General features: G+C 73.2%; 16 protein-coding genes. 6 read left to right on the top strand and 10 right to left on the bottom strand.

The annotated features are described in order from the left end of the window. Positions 1-5 precede the first annotated feature (5 nt). Genes OCU29_RS15585 through OCU29_RS15575 form a run of 3 tightly spaced genes read left to right on the top strand, consistent with a single transcriptional unit; the run spans position 6 to position 4232 of the window. The gene (locus OCU29_RS15585) at positions 6-1943 is read left to right on the top strand and encodes a biotin carboxylase N-terminal domain-containing protein (RefSeq protein ID WP_261820638.1); all 1938 of its coding nucleotides are present in this window, start codon (positions 6-8) and stop codon (positions 1941-1943) included. After that, positions 1940-3106: an acyl-CoA dehydrogenase family protein gene (locus OCU29_RS15580; RefSeq protein ID WP_261820637.1), complete on the top strand. Its 1167-nt coding sequence runs from the start codon at positions 1940-1942 to the stop codon at positions 3104-3106. The genes OCU29_RS15585 and OCU29_RS15580 overlap by 4 nt, the downstream gene beginning before the upstream one ends. Before the next feature lie 22 nt (positions 3107-3128). Beyond that, entirely contained in the window at positions 3129-4232 is a 1104-nt protein-coding gene (locus OCU29_RS15575; protein ID WP_261820636.1) for a YihY/virulence factor BrkB family protein, read from the top strand. On the opposite strand, the gene OCU29_RS15570 is transcribed toward OCU29_RS15575, so the two are convergent. Beyond that, positions 4189-4959, bottom strand: coding sequence for a tyrosine-protein phosphatase (locus OCU29_RS15570; RefSeq protein ID WP_246305372.1), 771 nt, complete (start codon positions 4957-4959; stop codon positions 4189-4191). The two genes, OCU29_RS15575 and OCU29_RS15570, sit on opposite strands and share 44 nt — an antisense overlap. A gap of 320 nt (positions 4960-5279) precedes the next feature. On the opposite strand from OCU29_RS15570, the gene OCU29_RS15565 reads away from it, so the two are divergent. Next, entirely contained in the window at positions 5280-6122 is an 843-nt protein-coding gene (locus tag OCU29_RS15565) for an SDR family NAD(P)-dependent oxidoreductase (RefSeq protein ID WP_261820635.1), read from the top strand. An 18-nt stretch (positions 6123-6140) separates the two neighbouring features. Here the strand turns inward: OCU29_RS15565 and OCU29_RS15560 are convergent, their stop codons facing one another. Next, a complete protein-coding gene (locus OCU29_RS15560; protein ID WP_261820634.1) occupies positions 6141-6713 on the bottom strand; it encodes a protein-L-isoaspartate O-methyltransferase in 573 nt (190 codons plus the stop codon). A 139-nt stretch (positions 6714-6852) separates the two neighbouring features. On the opposite strand from OCU29_RS15560, the gene OCU29_RS15555 reads away from it, so the two are divergent. Then, positions 6853-7248, top strand: coding sequence for a hypothetical protein (locus tag OCU29_RS15555; protein WP_179614706.1), 396 nt, complete (start codon positions 6853-6855; stop codon positions 7246-7248). Positions 7249-7266: 18 nt separating this feature from the next. On the opposite strand, the gene OCU29_RS15550 is transcribed toward OCU29_RS15555, so the two are convergent. From OCU29_RS15550 to OCU29_RS15515, 8 genes are all read right to left on the bottom strand, one after another. Further along, complete coding sequence (locus OCU29_RS15550; RefSeq protein ID WP_261820633.1) at positions 7267-8085, bottom strand: DUF1295 domain-containing protein; 819 nt, start codon at positions 8083-8085, stop codon at positions 7267-7269. Position 8086: 1 nt separating this feature from the next. Next, positions 8087-9409, bottom strand: a complete 1323-nt coding sequence (locus OCU29_RS15545; protein ID WP_179614704.1) for a cyclopropane-fatty-acyl-phospholipid synthase family protein — start codon at positions 9407-9409, stop codon at positions 8087-8089. Beyond that, positions 9406-10680, bottom strand: a complete 1275-nt coding sequence (locus OCU29_RS15540) for a class I SAM-dependent methyltransferase (protein ID WP_261820632.1) — start codon at positions 10678-10680, stop codon at positions 9406-9408. The genes OCU29_RS15545 and OCU29_RS15540 overlap by 4 nt, the downstream gene beginning before the upstream one ends. Next, complete coding sequence (locus OCU29_RS15535; RefSeq protein ID WP_261820631.1) at positions 10677-12722, bottom strand: FAD-dependent oxidoreductase; 2046 nt, start codon at positions 12720-12722, stop codon at positions 10677-10679. Before OCU29_RS15535 ends, OCU29_RS15540 begins: the two co-directional genes overlap by 4 nt. Before the next feature lies 1 nt (position 12723). Continuing rightward, a complete protein-coding gene (locus OCU29_RS15530; protein WP_261820630.1) occupies positions 12724-13461 on the bottom strand; it encodes an anti-sigma factor in 738 nt (245 codons plus the stop codon). After that, a complete protein-coding gene (gene sigK / locus OCU29_RS15525) occupies positions 13458-14066 on the bottom strand; it encodes an ECF RNA polymerase sigma factor SigK (protein WP_261820629.1) in 609 nt (202 codons plus the stop codon). The genes OCU29_RS15530 and sigK overlap by 4 nt, the downstream gene beginning before the upstream one ends. 26 nt (positions 14067-14092) lie before the next feature. Continuing rightward, positions 14093-14743 carry a fasciclin domain-containing protein gene (locus OCU29_RS15520; RefSeq protein ID WP_261820628.1) on the bottom strand — a complete coding sequence of 217 codons (651 nt, stop codon included), beginning with the start codon at positions 14741-14743 and terminating at the stop codon, positions 14093-14095. Between the two features lie 138 nt (positions 14744-14881). Further along, a complete protein-coding gene (locus tag OCU29_RS15515) occupies positions 14882-16471 on the bottom strand; it encodes a molybdopterin-dependent oxidoreductase (RefSeq protein WP_261820627.1) in 1590 nt (529 codons plus the stop codon). A gap of 62 nt (positions 16472-16533) precedes the next feature. Here OCU29_RS15515 and OCU29_RS15510 point away from each other — a divergent pair, with 62 nt between their 5' ends. After that, positions 16534-17304: an enoyl-CoA hydratase family protein gene (locus tag OCU29_RS15510; protein ID WP_261820626.1), complete on the top strand. Its 771-nt coding sequence runs from the start codon at positions 16534-16536 to the stop codon at positions 17302-17304. Positions 17305-17751 lie beyond the last annotated feature (447 nt).

The following is a 17751-nucleotide window of genomic DNA, read 5'->3' as shown; positions in this document are numbered from 1 at the left end:
CCCCCATGATCACCCGACTGCTGGTCGCCAACCGCGCCGAGATCGCCTCGCGGGTCTTCCGGACCTGCCGGGCGCTGGGCGTCGAGACCGTCGCCGTGCACTCCGACGCCGACGCCGACCTCCCGTACGTCGCCGAGGCCGACGCCGCCGTGCGCCTGCCCGGCAACGCGCCGGGCGAGACCTACCTGCGCGCCGACCTGGTGCTCGAGGCCGCCCGGGCCGCGGGCGCCGACGCGATCCACCCCGGCTACGGCTTCCTGTCGGAGAACGCCGACTTCGCCCGCGCCGTCGAGGCCGCCGGGCTGACCTGGGTGGGCCCGGCCCCCGCCTCGATCGAGCAGATGGGCTCGAAGATCGAGTCGAAGAAGCTGATGGAGGCCGCCGGCGTCCCGGTGCTGACCGACCACACCGTCGAGACCGCCACCGAGGCCGACCTGCCGCTGATCGTCAAGGCGTCGGCCGGCGGCGGCGGGCGCGGCATGCGGATCGTGCGCACCCTGGCCGACCTGCCCGGCGAGGTCGCGGCCGCGCAGGCCGAGGCCGCCTCCGCCTTCGGCGACGGCACCGTCTTCGTCGAGACGTACGTCGAGCGCGGCCGCCACGTCGAGGTGCAGGTGCTCGGCGACGGCCGCGGCGGCGCGGTGGCCGTCGGGGAGCGCGACTGCTCGCTGCAGCGGCGCCACCAGAAGGTCGTCGAGGAGTCGCCGGCCCCGGGGCTGCGCCCCGAGGTCGCCTCGGCCATGCACGAGGCCGCGGTGGCCGCCGCGACCGCGATCGACTACCGGGGCGCGGGCACCGTGGAGTTCCTCTACGACCCCGCCACCGAGCGGTTCTTCTTCCTCGAGATGAACACCCGCCTGCAGGTCGAGCACCCGGTCACCGAGCTGGTGCACGGCCTCGACCTCGTCGAGCAGCAGCTCGCGGTCGCCGAGGGCCACGGCCTGCCCGAGGTGCCCCCGGCGCGGGGCCACGCCATCGAGGTGCGGCTCTACGCCGAGGACCCAGCGGCCGACTACCAGCCGCAGAGCGGGCCGCTCACCCGCTTCGAGATCCCGGGCGTGCACGGTGAGGAGCCGGGGGTCCGTGTCGACGCGGGCTTCGCCAGCGGGTCGGTCGTCTCCACGCACTACGACGCGATGCTGGCCAAGGTGGTCGTGCACGCCCCCACCCGCGAGGCCGCCGCCCGGCGCCTCGCCGGGGTGCTCTCTCGGGCCCGGATCCACGGGCTGGTCACCAACCGCGACCTGCTCGTCGCGGCGCTGCGCGAGCCCGACTTCGTCGCGGGTCGGGTCAGCACCGGTTTTCTCGCCGAGCACCCCGACCTGTTCGCGGGCGCCGACGACGACCCCGGGGCGCCGGTCGCCGCCGCCCTGGCGCTGGCCGAGCGCACCCGCACCGAGCGCACCGTCCAGCACGGTGCACCGGTGGCCTGGCGCAACGTCGTGTCCGCGCCGCAGCGCACCGAGCTCGAGGCGCCCGGCGCCGACGAGCCGCTCGCGGTCGAGTGGTGGGGCGGGCGCGACGGCTACACCGTCGAGGGCTTCCGCGTGGTCTCGGTGAGCGCCACGGCCGTGAGCCTCGAGCGCGACGGCGTGCGCACGACGTACGACGTGGCGGTGAGCGGGCCGACCCACCGCGCGGTCGTCGACGTCGACTCGCCCGGGCGCCACGTGCGCCTGGCGCGGGTGCCGCGCTTCACCGACCCCGCCGACGCGGTGGCCAGCGGCAGCCTGCTGGCGCCGATGCCCGGCAGCGTCGTGAAGGTCCTGGTCGCCCAGGGCGACGAGGTCGCCGCCGGTGACCCGGTGCTGGTGCTCGAGGCGATGAAGATGCAGCACACGGTCAGCGCCCCCACCGACGGTGTGGTGGCCACGCTCGACGTACGACCCGGCTCGCAGGTCGCGGCCGGAGAGGTCCTGGCAGTAGTGGAGGAGAAGCAATGAGCACGCACGCGTTCACCGAGTCCGAGGAGCGCCAGGAGCTGCGCAAGCAGGTCGCCAAGCTGGCCGCGACCTACGGGCGCGACTACTTCGTCGAGAAGGCCCGCTCCGGCGGCAAGACGACGGACCTGTGGATGGCGATCGCCAAGAACGGCTACCTCGGCATCAACATCCCCGAGGAGTACGGCGGCGGGGGCGGCGGCATCGGCGACATCGCCGCGGTCTGCGAGGAGCTCTCGGCGCAGGGCTGCCCGCTGCTGCTGATGGTCGTCAGCCCGGCGATCTGCGGCACCATCATCACCCGCTACGGCGCCGAGGAGCAGAAGCAGAAGTGGCTGCCCGGGCTGTGCGACGGCACCGGCACGATGGCCTTCGCCATCACCGAGCCCGACGCCGGCACCAACACCCACAACATCACCACCACCGCCCGCCGCGACGGCGACGGCTGGGTGCTCAACGGCCGCAAGATCTGGATCTCGGGCATCGACGAGGCCGACAACGTGCTGGTCGTGGCCCGCACCGAGGACGCGCGCACCGGCAAGCTCAAGCCGTGCCTGTTCGTGGTGCCCACCGACGCCGAGGGCTTCGAGGCCAACGCGATCCCGATGGAGATCGTCAGCCCCGAGAACCAGTTCCAGGTGTTCATGGACGACGTGCGGCTGCCGGCCGACGCGCTGGTGGGTGACGAGGACGGCGGGCTGGTGCAGCTCTTCGCCGGGCTCAACCCCGAGCGGATCATGGCGGCCGCTTTCTCGCTGGGCCTGGCGCGCTACGCGCTGCGCCAGGCGACGTCGTACGCGAAGGAGCGCGAGGTCTTCGGCCAGCCGATCGGCGCGCACCAGGCGATCGCGCACCCGCTGGCCCAGAGCCACATCGAGATCGAGATGGCGCGGCTGATGAACCAGAAGGCCGCCGCCCTGCTCGACGCCGGCGAGGAGATGGCCGCGGGCGAGGCCGCCAACATGGCCAAGTACGCCGCCGCGGAGGCCGCCTGCGACGTCGTGGACCGCGCCGTGCAGACCCACGGCGGCAACGGCGCGAGCCAGGAGTACGGCATGGCGGGGCTGCTGGTGGCCACCCGGGTGGGCCGGATCGCGCCGGTCAGCCGGGAGATGATCCTCAACTTCGTGTCGATGCATTCGCTGGGGCTGCCCAAGTCCTACTGACCGACCTACTAGCGTGGGGTGGGTGGGAAGAGTCCTGGACGGTGCCGACCGCGCGCAGCGGCGCTTCCCACCCCTCTCGGTGCCGATCGCCGTCTTCTACAAGTACGTCGACGACCAGGGCCCCTACCTGGCCGCGATCATCACCTACTACGGCTTCATCGCGATCTTCCCGCTGCTGCTGCTGGCCACCTCGATCCTCGGCTTCCTGCTGCAGGGCAACCCCGGGCTGCAGGAGGCCGTGCTCAGCTCGGCGCTGCGCCAGTTCCCGATCATCGGCGAGGAGCTCGGGCGCCCCGAGGGGATGACCGGGTCGACGACCGCGGTGGTGGTCGGCTCGCTGACCGCGCTGTACGGCGCGCTGGGGCTGGGGCAGGCGCTGCAGAACGCCCAGAACATCGCCTGGTCGGTGCCGCGCAACAGCCGGCCCAACCCGGTGGTGCTGCGGCTCAAGAGCCTGGTGCTGCTGGTGACCTCGGGCGTGGCGGTGCTGGGCGTCTCGGTCGTCTCGGCGCTCGGCTCGGAGACCGACATGTTCGCGCCCACCGCCGACGGCTCGTGGCGCTGGCTGATCCGCCTGGTCACGGTGCTGCTGGTGGGAATGGTCCTGACGGGCCTGTTCCGGTTCGCGGCCGCGCGGCGGCTGCGCTGGTCGCAGGCCGCCCCGGGGGCCTTCGTGGTGGCGGCGCTGTGGCAGCTCCTGCAGTGGCTCGGCACCCTCTACGTCACCGCGGTGATCAACGAGACCGACGGGATGAACGGCACCTTCGCGCTGGTCCTCGGCCTGATCGGCGTCATCTACATCGCAGCGGTGATGGGGGTGATCGGCATGGAGGTCAACGTCGTGCTGGCCCGCCACCTCTACCCGCGCTCGCTGCTGACGCTCTTCATCGACAAGGTCGACCTGACCCCGGCCGACAAGCGCGCCTACACCTACTACGTGCGCTCGCAGCGCCACAAGGTCAACGAGATCATCGACGTGCGCTTCGACGAGGACGACGACACCGTCGAGCCGCCGCCCGACCCCGACGAGCTGCGCCGGCTGCCGCCGACCACCACGTTGGAGGCGCTCGACGGCCGGGGCGCTAGCGCAGCCGTGCCACCAGCGCCGCCACCGTCTCGCGACTGACCCCCAGCCCCTCGACGGCGTACGTCGCGTGGTCGCCGTGCTCGGCGCGCACCCGCTCGTCGGCGGCCGCGAGGTAGCCGGCTTCGGCGACCATGATGCTCTCGTAGACCGCGACCTTCTCGGGGCCCAGGTGCTCGGCGACCATCGCGAGGTACTTCTCGCGGGTGCCGTTGACCTCGTTGGTGCGCAGGTAGTCGGCCAGCACCGTCTCCTCGTCGACCCCGGCCAGGCGCAGCAGCAGCGCCGAGACCCAGCCCGTGCGGTCCTTGCCCGCGGTGCAGTGGAAGATCTGGGGCCCGGTGCCGGCGGCCAGCCGGGTGAGCAGGTCGGCCAGGCTCGCGCGCGCCAGCTCGTCGTCGACGAAGCCGCGGTAGACCGCGCGCATCGCCTCGTCGGCCTCCTCGCGGGTGGCCAGCGCGACGACCTGGTCCATCGGGATGCCCGGCACCGGCAGGTGGTGCCAGGTCGCGCCCGCGACCTCGATGTCGGGGTGGGCGTCGACCTCGTGCTGCTCGCGCAGGTCGAAGATCTCGCCGAGGCCCAGCCCGGCCAACCGGTGCGCGTCGGCGTCGCTGAGCTGCAGCTCGTTGGAGCGGTAGAGCACCCCCGGCCGCAGCGGGTGGCCGTCGGCCGTCGTGTGGCCCGGGCCGGCCAGGTCGCGGAAGTTGTCGGCGGAGGCCAGCCGCACCAGCTCGTGGCCCAGGTCGCCGGTCTCGCCGGGGGACATCTCGCTCACGACCGGAATCCTGCCAGGTGCCTGCTCACCCCGAGGCCGATGGCGCAGGATGGCGCGAGTCGGCGTGAGCCGGCGCGAGCCGGCGTGAGTCGGCGTGAGTCGGCGTGAGTTCCTGTGCGAGTCGGCGCTTCTTCCTCGCGCGGGCGGCGTACGGCGGGGTGGGCGTCGAGCCGGCTGGTTCGAACGGGCCGGGTCGCGGGAACTGGCGCCGGCTCGGCGGGGAAGTAGCGCCGGGTCGGCGGGGAAGTGGCGCCGGGTCGCGGATGCCGCTGGAGGCATGCGGGTGGGGAGCGGCCGCCTAGGCTCGCGGCATGACTGAGCAGACGATGGCGGGCCGCACCGTCCTGGTGACCGGTGCGAGCGACGGGATCGGGGCGGAGACCGCGAAGGTGCTGGCCGCCGAGGGGGCGACGGTGCACGTCACCGGGCGCAGCGCCGACAAGCTGCGCCCGATCGCCGAGGCGGTCGGGACCGAGCCGCTGGTGGCCGACTTCTCCCGCTTCGACGACGTGCGGCACCTGGCCAAGCAGGTGGCCGAGCGGGTCGAGCACCTCGACCTGCTGGTCAACAACGCCGGCGGCACCTTCTCGCCCTCGCAGCGCACCCACGACGGGCACGAGCCGAACCTGCAGGTCAACCACCTGGCGCCCTACCTGCTGACCCGGCTGCTGCACCCGCAGCTGGCCGCGGCCGACGGGTCGCTGGTCATCAACACCTCCAGCATCGCCAACCTGCTGGGCCGCGTGGTGCTCGACGACCTCGACTACGAGCGCCGCCGCGCGCGGGAGTTCCCGGCGTACGGGACCGGCAAGCTGATGAACATCCTCTTCACGCGCGGCATCACCCAGCGCTGGGCGGCCGAGGGCATCCGGTCGGTCGCCGTGCACCCCGGCCCGGTCGGCAGCTCCTTCGGCCGCGACTCGTTCTTCATCGGGCTGCTCTACCGCACGCCGCTGAAGCGCTTCGGCACCATCAGCGTCCCCGACGGCGCCGCGCCGCTGGTCGCCCTGGCCCACCGCGGAGCCGACCCCGAGATCGACGGGCGCTACTTCAGCCGGTTCAAGATCGACGGTCGTGAGCACCGCCAGGCCCACGACCAGGCGCTCATCGACGGCCTGTGGGAGCGCTCGGCGGAGCTGGTCGGGCTCGCCTGAGGCCCTCCCCGGCGCCGCTCACCGCAGCGGCACGAACCGGTAGTGCCCGTGCCGGGTCACCGCGTCCACGCCGTCGCCGCGCTCGACCAGCAGCATCACCCCGTTGACCGGCGCCACCATCCGGCCGGGGTCGCCCAGCTGGTCGAGCAGCGCCTGCGGCAGCTCGCGCGCCTCCGCGGAGACCAGGACGGCGTCGTACGGCGCCTCCGCGGGCCAGCCGAGCCGCTCGGGGTCGGCCTGCTCGACACGCACCCGCGCCACCTGCTGCGCCGCGAGGTGCGCGCGCGCCATCCGCACCAGCGCCGGCTCGAGCTCGACGCCGAGGACCGTCCCGTCCGGGCCCACCAGCCACGACAGCAGGGCGGTGGTCCACCCGGAGCCGCAGCCCACGTCGAGCACCCGCTGCCCGGGGCGGGGGTCGAGCAGCCGCAGCATGTCGGCGACGGTGCGGGGCTGGCTGTTGGTCTGGCCGTGCCCGATCTGCACCGGGGCGTCGTCCCCGGCGCGGTCCCGGACCTCGGGCGGCAGGTAGTCGGCGCGGGCCACGGCCCGCATCGCCGACCGCACCCTCGCAGCCCCGTCGTGTGCCACCACTCGAGTGTCCACCCGACCCCGCGCCGCGTCGACCCGGCGAGATGAGAGGGGTCTCATCGTGACCTCACGGCTGGCTCATCCAGCGCGGCCATCGTGGTGCTCGCACCCGGAGACCACCGATGGAAGGAACGACACCATGTCGAAGATCCGCACCGCCACCGCCACCCTCGGCGCCGCCGCACTCCTGGCCACCCCGTTGGCCCTGCTGGGCGGGCCGGCCCACGCCGACGGGCCCGAGCAGGACCGTGACTTCCGCGTCGGGGGCGCCGAGGTCGACTTCTCCGTCGAGAAGGAGGACGGCCGCTTCGAGGTCGAGGTCGAGGTCGAGGACGCCGAGCCCGGCAGCAGGTGGCGCGTCGTGCTCAAGCACGACGGCCGCAAGGTCCACTCCCGCGTCCACCGGGCCGACGGCGACGGCGACGTCGCCGACATCGACAAGGACCGACCCGACACGAAGGGCGCCGACGCCTTCAAGCTGCGGGTCAAGAAGATCGGCGGCGGGGAGAGGTCGCGCACCATCACGATGCGCTGAGCGGAAAGGGCCGCAGCCTCAGGAGCGCGGCGGGCGGGGGAAGAACATGGGCACGCGAGCGGCGTACTCGGCCCACCCGTCGCGCTGGCTCATCCTCTTCTCCAGCAGCTTGGCGCCGGTGACGTTGCGCAGGAAGAGCGTCATCGCGACCGGGCACAGCACCGTGGCGAGGCCGGCGACCCAGCCGGTCGAGGCGGCTGCGGCGAGCCACAGGCCCCACCACACGCAGGCGTCGCCGAAGTAGTTGGGGTGACGGGTCCAGCCCCACAGGCCCTGGTCCATGACCGGGGGGCGCTCGTCGCGGGGGCGTGACATGTACGCGGCCAGCTGGCGGTCGCCGACGGCCTCGAAGACGAGCCCGGTCGCCCACACCACCACACCCAGCACCAGCACCCAGGTGTGCTCGAGGGCCAGCACCGCACCCACCGCGACCGGCACCGAGACGAACCACTGCGCGGTCCCCTGCACCGCGAAGACCCGACGCACCGCGGTGCCCAGGCCGACCTCCTGCAGGGACCCGCCGAGCATCTCCTCGTAGCGCGGGTCCTCCTTGCCGCCGTGCTGGCCCACCGCGCGGCTGCGCACGTGCCAGGCCAGGCGCCCGCCCCACGCGGCGACCATCGCCAGCACCAGCCAGCGGTGCCAGTCGGCCCCGTCGGCGGCCAGGCCCACCAGCGCCGTCACCGCGGCGACGATGACGAAGCCGAGGCCCCAGGCGACGTCGACGACCGCGACGACGCCGAGCTGGCGGGCCCGCAGCGCGGTCGCGGTCATCACGACCACGACGCAGGCCAGCGCCGCCAGCAGGGAGGTGGTCAGGGCAGGCGCGGCATCCATGTCACCAGTCTCGTACAGCCGGCAGGGTGTGGGGGCCGTTCGGCCGGATCATCAGGATCTGGTCGACGCCCATCCGGCCGTCGCGGAAGGCCATCGCGCCCCCGACGAGGTAGAGCCGCCACACGCGCACGACCTCCTCGCCGACGAGCTCGGTGAGCCGCTCGACGTTCGCCTCGAAGCGCTCCAGCCAGCCCGCGACGGTCAGCACGTAGTGCTCGCGCAGCGCGTGCACGTCACGCACCTCGAGGCCACCGGCCTCGAGCAGCCCGACGGTCTCGCCGACCGGGCGCATGTGCATGTCGGGGGCGATGAAGCTCTCGATGAAGGGCCCGCCGCCGGGCCACTTGCCCGCGCGCGACATCTGCTGCACCAGGACCCGCCCACCGGGGCGGACCGAGTCGTGCAGCACCCTGGCGTACGTCGGGTAGTTGCCCTGGCCGACGTGCTCGCCCATCTCGAGCGAGCCGACCGCGTCGTACTCCCGGCCGGGGGCCGGCACCGCGTCGCGGTAGTCCTGCAACCGGATCTCGACCCGGTCGCCCAGCCCGCGCTCGGCGATGCGGGCGTCGATGAACCTCTTCTGCTCCGCAGCGATCGTCACGCCGGTCACCTGGGCGCCGAAGTGCTCGGCGGCGTGCAGCGACAGCGAGCCCCAGCCGCAGCCGACGTCGAGCATCCGCATGCCCGGCTCGAGGCCGAGCTTGGTGCACACGAGGTCGAGCTTGGCGCGCTGGGCGTCCTCGAGGGACTGCTCCGGGGAGGAGTGGTAGCCGCACGAGTAGGCCATCTGCGGCTCGAGGACCATCGAGTAGAACTCGTTGGACAGGTCGTAGTGGAACGAGATCGCGGAGCGGTCGCGGCCCTTGGAGTGCAGGCGACCGCGCACCTTGGCCTGGGAGGCCGGGTTGGCCGGCGGCCGGCCCAGCAGGCCCAGCCCGGCGGCGGTGCGCACCGCCTCGACCAGCGCGCGCGGCGTCGGGCGCACGCCCGAGAGCCCCCGCTCGCGGGCCACCGCGAACGCGTGGGTCAGCGCCGAGTCGAGGTCCCAGCCGTCGACCTCGGGCACGTCGAGCTCACCGGTGACGTAGGCCTGCGCGGCGCCGAGCTCGCCCGGGTGCCACAGGAGGCGTCGTACGGCGTCGGGGGTGCGCAGCTCGACGGTCGGGACCGAGCCGTCGGCCGGCCCGGTGGCCGAGCCGTCCCAGGCGACCAGCCGCACCGGCAGGGGCCCGCGCAGGAACGGCTCCAGCGCGAGGGCCAGCCGCTGCGCGACCCCCTGCTGGTCGACCGCGGGGCCGATGGAGTGGACGGTGGCGCTGGTCATGAGTCCTCCGGGCGCGTGAGCACCAGCTGGTTGACGTCGATGTAGCCCGAGGCGAAGCCGGCGCGGGAGTACTCGAGGTAGAAGTGCCACATCCGCACGAACGTCTCGTCGAAGCCCAGGTCGGCGACCTGCTCGGGCGCGCCGAGGAAGGCGTCGTCCCACAGCCGCAGGGTCGCGGCGTAGTGCTGGCCGAAGGCCTGGCGCTCGACCAGCCGCAGCGAGGTCTGCTCGTGGGTGATCTGCTCGATCACCGACACCGAGGGCAGCAGCCCGCCGGGGAAGATGTACTTGTGGATCCACGTGTAGGTGTTGCGGGTGGCCAGCATCCGGTCGTGGGGCATCGTGATCGCCTGGATCGCCACCACGCCGCCGGGGGCCAGCACCGAGTCGATGGTGCGGAAGTACTCGCCCCAGTAGTCGTGGCCGACGGCCTCGATCATCTCGACCGACACCACGGCGTCGAACTCGCCGGTGACGTCGCGGTAGTCGCAGATCTCCACGTCGACGCGGTCGCTGAAGCCGGCCGCCTCGACCCGGGCCTGCGCCAGGTGCTGCTGCTCGACCGAGAGCGTGATGGTGCGCACCGTGGCGCCGCGGCGCGCGGCGCGGATCGCCAGCTCGCCCCAGCCGGAGCCGATCTCGAGCACCCGTGAGCCCTCGCCGACCTTGGCCCGGTCGAGCAGGCGCTCGATCTTGTTGGCCTGGGCCGCCTCGAGGTCCTCGGCCCGCGCGGCGGCGGGGCTGCCCGCGAAGAGCGCCGAGGAGTAGCTCATGGTCGGGTCCAGGAACAGCTCGAACAGGTCGTTGGACAGGTCGTAGTGGTGCGCGATGTTGCGCTGGCTGTTCGACTTGCTCGAGTGCATCCAGCTCGGGGGGCGCTTGACGATCAGGGCCCGGGCCTTCTGCAGGTTCTGCGGCACCAGGTCCTGGATCTCGGCCGCCAGCACGGTCAGGAAGCCGCCCAGGTCGGGGGCGTCCCAGGCGCCGGTCAGGTAGGCCTCGCCGAAGCCGATGAGCTGGTGGCGGCCCACCCGGGCCCACAGCTCGTCGGGGCGGTGCACGGTCATCTCGGGGCCGCCGCGACCGATGGTGCGCCGGCCCTCGGGCAGGTCGAGGTGCACCGTCACGTCGAGGCGGCTGACCGCGGCGACGAAGAGCCTGCGGGCCACGGCCGCGGAGACCTGCGTGCGGGGTCCGCCGGGGACGACGTCGAGGCCGGGCCAGCGGTCCGCCTGCGGCGGGCTGGTGGGTCGGGACGGGGTCATGGTCATCGCGAGACGCCTTCCTGGTGGTGCGCGGGTCGCTGTCGGATCGGGAGCCGGCGCAGCCACAGCCACACGCCGTGCAGACGGATCAGCACGGATCCTCGCAGGGCGGCCGGGGCGGCGCGCAGGGAACTGGTGCCGCTGCGCTCCCCCGAGAGCGAGGCGCTGAAGCGGGCGTCGCCGTCGGAGTGCAGGGTGACGGCGATGTCGAGCCGCTCCCCGGGCACCGGGACGGCCAGCTCGTAGTGGCCGTCGGTGCCGTGGAACGGGGAGACGTACATGGCCTTGTCGGTACGGGCTCGGCCCTGCTCGTCGGGCCGGACGAGGTAGGCGTGCCGGTCGCCGTAGGTGTTGTGCACCTCGACGACGCACGCCTCGACGCCGCCGTCGGGCGCGAGCGCCCAGAAGACGGTGATCGGGTTGAAGCAGTAGCCGAAGGCACGCGGCTGCGCGGCCATCAGCACCCGGGTGTCGGGGTCGAGCCGCACGCCCTGGAGGCCGAGGAAGTGCTCGACGTTCTCGCGGATCGTGCGCTCCGGGGAGCCCAGGTGGTCGCGGGCCTCGAAGGAGCCGCGCAGCCACGACGTCGACTTGTGGTCGGGCAGGTCGTCGAGGTCGACGAGCCAGGTGTGCGAGCGGTGCGTGAAGGCGCGCTTCCACGGCGTACGACGCTGGTGGCGGATGGTGGTGTCGTAGACGACGCCGGCCTCGACGTCGGCCGCGGTCGGGCGCTCGGGCCAGGTCAGCCCCAGCCGCTCGACCGCGCGCAGGCCGGAGCGCGCGCCGTCCTCGTGGAAGCCCCACCCGTGGTAGGCGCCGGCCAGCGCCACCCGGTCGGTGTCGAGCTCGCCGAGGCGGGCCTGGGCGGCCACGGACCCGGGGGTGTAGAGCGGGTGCTCGTACTCCATCCGGTCGATGACGCTCGCCGGGTCGACGAGGTGCTCGCCGCCGAGGGTGACCAGGTAGTGGGTGTCGGTGTCGAGGCGCTGCAGGCGGGTCAGGTCGTAGGTGACCACGACGCCCTCGGCGCCGTCGGGGCGCTCCTGGGCCGCGGAGGGGCGCAGGAAGTTCCACGACGCCCAGGTGTTGCGCAGCCGCGGCAGCAGCGAGGTGTCGGTGTGCAGCAGCGCGGTGTTCGGCGAGTAGGGCATCGCGCCGAGCAGCTCGTGGTGCAGCGGCGTCGGCTCGGCCAGCATCGCCAGCGTCTGCGAGGGGTGCGTGGCCAGCACGACGGCGTCGTACGACGCGGTCTCGCCGTTGCCGTCGGTGACCTCGACGCCACCGGGCGTCTCGAGGACCGAGGTGACCTTGGTGCCCAGGCGCACGTCGGGCAGGGCCGCGCCGACGCGCTGCACGTAGGTGTGCGAGCCGCCGCTCACGGTGCGCCAGGTCGGCGAGCCGAAGATGCTGAGCATGCCGTGGTGCTGCAGGAAGCTGAAGAGGTAGCGCGCGGGGTACTCGAGCGAGACCTCCGGGTCGCACGACCAGACCGCGGCCACCATCGGCTCCATGAAGTGGCGCACGAAGTAGTCGCTGAAGCCGCCGTCGGCGAGGAACTCGCGCAACGTGCGCTCGTCGGTGCCACGAGGGCTGTCGGTGGCCAGCAGGGCGCGGGCCTGGCGGTGGAAGCGCGGGATCTCGGTGAGCATCCGCAGGTACGCCGGCCGGGTCAGGTGGCCCCGCGAGGGGACCACGCCGCGGCGGCCCAGCGCGCCGGCCCACTCGAGGTCGGAGTCGTCGTCGCGGATCGACATCGACATCTCCGACTGCTGCGTGGGCACGCCGAGCTCGGCGAACAGGCGCAGCAGGGTCGGGTAGGTGCGGCGGTTGTGGACGATGAAGCCGGTGTCGATGCGCAGCTCGTGCTCGCTGCCGTCGGGCCGCTTCTCGCCCACCGTGTGGGTGTCGGCGTGCCCGCCGAGCCGGTCGTCGGCCTCGTAGAGGGTGACGTGGGCGGTGCGCGAGGCGACGTACGCGGCGGTCAGTCCGGCGACGCCGGAGCCGACCACCGCGACCCGACGAGGCGCAGCGGAGGTGCGTGCGACCACGTCAGGCCTGCTCGAAGCCGATGACGATGGCCGACTCGAAGTTCGGGGTGTTGGACCCGCCCTCGGGCTCCACGGTGATGCCGACCGCCTCGGCGGTGGCGGCGTCGCCGGAGAGCAGCACGACGTTGTCGGGGCCCTTGGGCATGAAGCCCGCGGCCTTCATCCGACCGTCGCGCTGCAGCCAGAGCTCGTAGACCAGGCCCTCGCCCGGGTCGGCCATCCCCTCGGTGATGATGACGGCCTGGCCCAGCGACTTCGAGCGGGTGACGGTCGCCTTGGCGCCGTCCTCGAAGGTGCGGGTGACGGTCTCGGCGTCCTCGGCCTGCAGCACCTCGGTGACCGCCTTGGGGGTCACCACCACGGGGCTGGCCTCCTGCACCGAGGAGTCGTCCTCCCAGGGCTGGATGACGGCGATGCCGCCACCGACACCGACCATGGCTACCACTGCAGCCGCGGCGGCGACCAGAACCGGAAATCGGCGGGCACGGGGGCGGGAGACCTCCTGCACCAACGGGGGCAGGGGACGCACCGTGGCGACCTCGGCGAGCAGCCGCTCGCGCAGGGCCGGCGGGGGAGCGATCGGGGCGACCTCGGTGAGCACACCGGAGGCCTCGCGCAGCGAGTCGACCTCGAAGCGGCACTCGGCGCACTCGGCGAGGTGCCGCTCGAACTGGACCCGCTCGAACTCGTCGAGGGCGTCGACGGCGTAGGCGCCTGACAGCGCGTGCACGTCGTTCACTGGCCTACTCCCATCGTGTCTCGCAAGCGGATGAGTCCGTCGCGTATTCGTGTCTTGGCTGTGCCGACCGGTAGGTCGAGCATGGTGGCCACCTCGGTGTGCGTGTAGCCGCCGAAGTAGGCCAGCTCGAGGGCCTCGCGCTGCACCTGCGTGAGCGTGGTGAGCGCGTCGCGGACCCTGCGGGCCTCCATCGAGGCGTGGGCCGCCTCGGCGGTCGAGTCGTGCTCGACCGGCTGGTTGTGCTGGTGGTACGTGGTGTCGCGCCGCGTGGACGCCTCGGCCGAGCGGACCCGGTCGACGGCCTTGCGGTGCACGATCGTGAGCATCCAGGACAGCGGGCTGCCCCGGTCGGCGTCGAACCGTGCCGACTGGCGCCAGACGTCGAGCATGGCCTCCTGGAGGACCTCCTCGCTCTGGGCCGGGTCGCGGACGACCCGGAGCACCAGGCCGTAGGCCCGGGAGGCGACCGCGTCGTAGAGCCGGGCGAACGCCTGCTGGTCCCCCTTGGCGGAGGAGCGGAGGAGTTCTGCCAGGTCCGGGGGCGCGGCCCCGCCGGCCGGGGACCCCTCGGGGTCCCCGGCGACGGTCAGCCTTGGCTCAGTCACGTGCTGATCTTCTCAGGTGGAGAGGATCAGGGCATCAGCACGGCGTCGACGACGTACACCGTGGCGTTGGCCGTGGGGATGTTGCCGCACAGCACGTTGGCCGGGGTGTCACCGTTCTCGACGGTCATGCCGTCGGTGTCACCGTTGACGGTGAGGGTGTCACCGTTCAGGGTGTCCTGCTCGCCCACGACGGCGTCGGGGTCGAGCTGCTCACCGATGACGTGGTGGGTCAGGATCGCGGTGAGGGTCTCCTTGTCGGCGAGGACCGCGTTGAGGTCCTCCTCCGGGATGGCGCCGAACGCGTCGTCGGTGGGCGCGAAGACCGTCAGGGCCTCGGCGTCGTTCAGGGTGTCGACGAGGCCGGCCTCGCCCACGGCGGTGACCAGGGTGCCGAGCAGCGGGTTGTTGCTGGCGGCGGTGGCGACCGGGTCCTGGACCATGCCGTCGAAGGAGCCCTTGCCGTCCTGCGGCACGGCCGAGCACGCCGGGCCGAAGACCTGGTCGCTGGCGGAGGCCTCGGCGGTCTCCTCCTCGGGGGCGTCCGTGGTCTCCGAGCTGGTGTCCTCGGAAGCGGTGCTGGTCTCGTCCGCGTCGTCGCCGCAGGCCGCGAGGCCGAGCGAGAGGGTGAGGGCCGTGGCGGCCAGGGCGCCGGTGCGCTTGAAGGTGGTGTTCTTCATGGGGAATCGTGCCTTTCGTTGGCTGAACTTGGTGGCTGAACACTGGTTGTTCGGTACTGCGGGGGGCCCGGATTGGGCCGGATGGAACGAACTGCGGGTTTTTCGTGTGGCCTGGGTCACTGCGGGCTCACGGCGGGGTCAGCCCGCAGTGACACGCAGCTCCTGGATGCCGCTGGCGCCCTCCGGGAAGGGCAGGGCGCGCGCGGGCGTCTGGGTGGTGCCGTCGCCGCTGATGGCTCGGGCGGCGACCGCGTGGCCGCCCTCGGTGGCGTCCCAGCGGTAGAACCACTGGCGCCAGTAGTCGTTGTTGACGCTCGGGCCCATCTCGGCGTCCTGCCACGGGCCGCCGTCGATGCGCACCTGCACCTTGTCGACGCCGCCCTTCTGCTGGGCCCAGGCGACGCCGCCGATGATGTTCTCGCCGACGGGCAGCTGCTCGAGGGCGTTGGGCGTGTCGATGCGCGTCGAGACCTTGATCGGGGCGTCGGTGGCCCAGTCGCGGTCGGTCCAGTACGCCGACTTCTCGGCGTACGTCGTCAGCGTGATGCGGGTGATCCACTTGGTCGCGCTGATGAAGCCGTAGAGGCCGGGCACGATCATCCGGGCCGGGAAGCCGTGGGCGCGGGGCAGCGCCTCGCCGTTCATGCCGATCGCGATCATGGAGTCGCGGCCGTCGGTGGCCAGGTCGAGCGGGGTGCTGATCGTCATCCCGTCGAAGTCGGTGGTGTAGATCTGGTCGGCCGTGTCACCGACGCCGGCCATGTCGAGCAGGTCGGTCAGGCGCACCCCGAGCCAGCGGGCGCCGCCGACGAACTCGCCGCCGACGCTGTTGGAGACGCAGGTCAGGGTGATGTCGCGCTCGATCAGGTCCATCTCGAGCAGGTCGTCGAAGGTCAGGGTGATCTCGCGCTCGACGTCACCGTCGATGGTCAGCGTCCAGGTGTCCTGGTCGATCACGGGGGTGTCGAGGCGGGTGTCGACGCGGTAGAAGTCCTCGTTGGCCACGCGCAGCGGGGTGATGCCCTTGACCTGGCCGTCGAGGCCCTCGGGGAAGGCGCCGGCCGGCGAGGCCGGCTCGGGCAGCGCGATGTCGACGTTGCCGCTGCGCAGGCTGGTGATGTAGCGACCGGCGCCACCCAGGACGGCGGCCGCGGCGGCGAGGGCGCCGGCGGCGATGAGCACGCCGCGACGGCTCGCGCCGGTGCCCGCCTCGCGGGGCTGCCCGGGGTCGGCGGCCTTGGTGGCCGAGGCCTTGCGGTGCAGCCACCACAGCGACGCGACGCCGACGACGGCGGCGACCAGGCTGGGCAGCAGCTCCGAGACGCTGCCCTGGTTCAGCGCAGCGGCCGCGGCGAGCGCGACGAGCAGGACCAGCAGGCCGGCGCCGTACGCCAGGCGGCGACGCGCGAGCACGCCCGCGACGCCGGCCAGGATCAGCACGACGACGATGACCGAGCCGACCAGGATCACCTTGTCGGCGGTGCCGAACTGGCGGATCGCCCACTCCTTCATCGGGGTGGGGGTCAGGTCGATGACCTGCGAGCCGACCGCCAGCACGGGCGACGACGACGGGGTCAGCAGGGAGGCGACCAGGTGGGCCGCGGCCATGCCGAGGAGCGTGGAGACCACGCCCAGGCCTGCCCACAGCGCGGTGACACCGAGTCGGTGGGACCGGGAGCCGCGGTCGGCGGTGCTGTCGGACGAGGGGTCGGGCGTGAGTGTGGACATGGCGGTTGTTCGTAGCGGAGCCCCTCGACGGATGCCTGGGGCGGCGCGGCAGTATGTGGCGCATGTCGCACGAGAACGAGTCCGCCGAGCCCCTGGTCCGCTACGAGGTGGCCGACGGCGTCGCCACGATCACCCTCGACTCCCCCCACAACCGCAACGCGCTGTCGCGGCGCCTGGTCACCGGGCTGCAGGAGGCCCTCGACCGCGCGGGCGCCGACGACGCGGCCCGGGTCGTGGTGCTGGCCGCCACCGGGAAGGTCTTCTGCTCCGGCGCCGACCTCTCCGAGGCGGCCGCCGGGTCGATGGAGGAGGGGGCGCGCACCATCGTGGCGCTCCAGCGCGCCGTCGTGGCCCACCCCAAGCCCGTCGTGACCCGGCTCCAGGGGCCGGTCCGCGCCGGCGGCACCGGCCTGGTGGCCGCCTCCGACGTCGTCGTGTGCGCCGAGGGCGCCACCTTCGCGCTGACCGAGGTCAAGCTCGGCCTCGCCCCCGCCGCCATCTCGCTGACCGTGCTGCCCCGGATGACCAGCCGCGCCGCCTCGCTCGCCGCGCTCGGCGGCGAGGTCTTCGGCGCCGCCGAGGCGCTCGAGTGGGGCCTGGTCACCCGCGTGGTCCCCGCCGACGGCCTCGACGACGCCGTCGCCGAGGTGTGCGCCAGCCTCGCCACCGGCTCCCCCCAGGGCCTGCGCGAGACCAAGGCCCTCCTCAACCGCGACCTCCTGGCCAGCATCGACGAGCGCGGCCCCGACCTGGCCCGCCTCTCCGCCCGCCTCTTCGGCTCCGAGGAGGCCAAGTCCGCGATGACCGCCTTCCTCTCCCGCCCCAAGGCCTGACCCGCCGGCGCCAGCTCACGCCGTACGCCGCCCCGTTGGTCGAGCAGCAAGGAGCGCCAGCGACCCGCGTCGCCGAGACCCCGCAAGGACCGCGCGGACCTCGCCGTACGACGATCCGTTGGTCGAGCAGCAAGGAGCGCCAGCGACGCGCGTCGCCGAGACCCGGTGAGGACCGCGCAGACCTCGCCGTACGCCGTGGGGCCTCCGGCCCTCGCTGCTCGACCCACGGTGCCGTACGACGATCCGTTGGTCGAGCAGCAAGGAGCGCCAGCGACGCGCGTCGCCGAGACCCCGTGAGGACCGCGCGGACCTCGCCGTACGCCATGGGGCTCCGGCCCTCGCTGCTCAACACGGGGGCCGTACGCCGCTCCGTTGGTCGAGCAGCAAGGAGCGCCAGCGACGCGCGTCGCCGAGACCCCGTGAGGACCGCGCGGACCTCGCCGTACG

This window comes from Nocardioides sp. OK12 (genome assembly GCF_024341885.1).
Lineage (GTDB): Bacteria > Actinomycetota > Actinomycetes > Propionibacteriales > Nocardioidaceae > Nocardioides > Nocardioides marinisabuli.
This window is presented reverse-complemented; position numbering and strand designations above follow the sequence as displayed.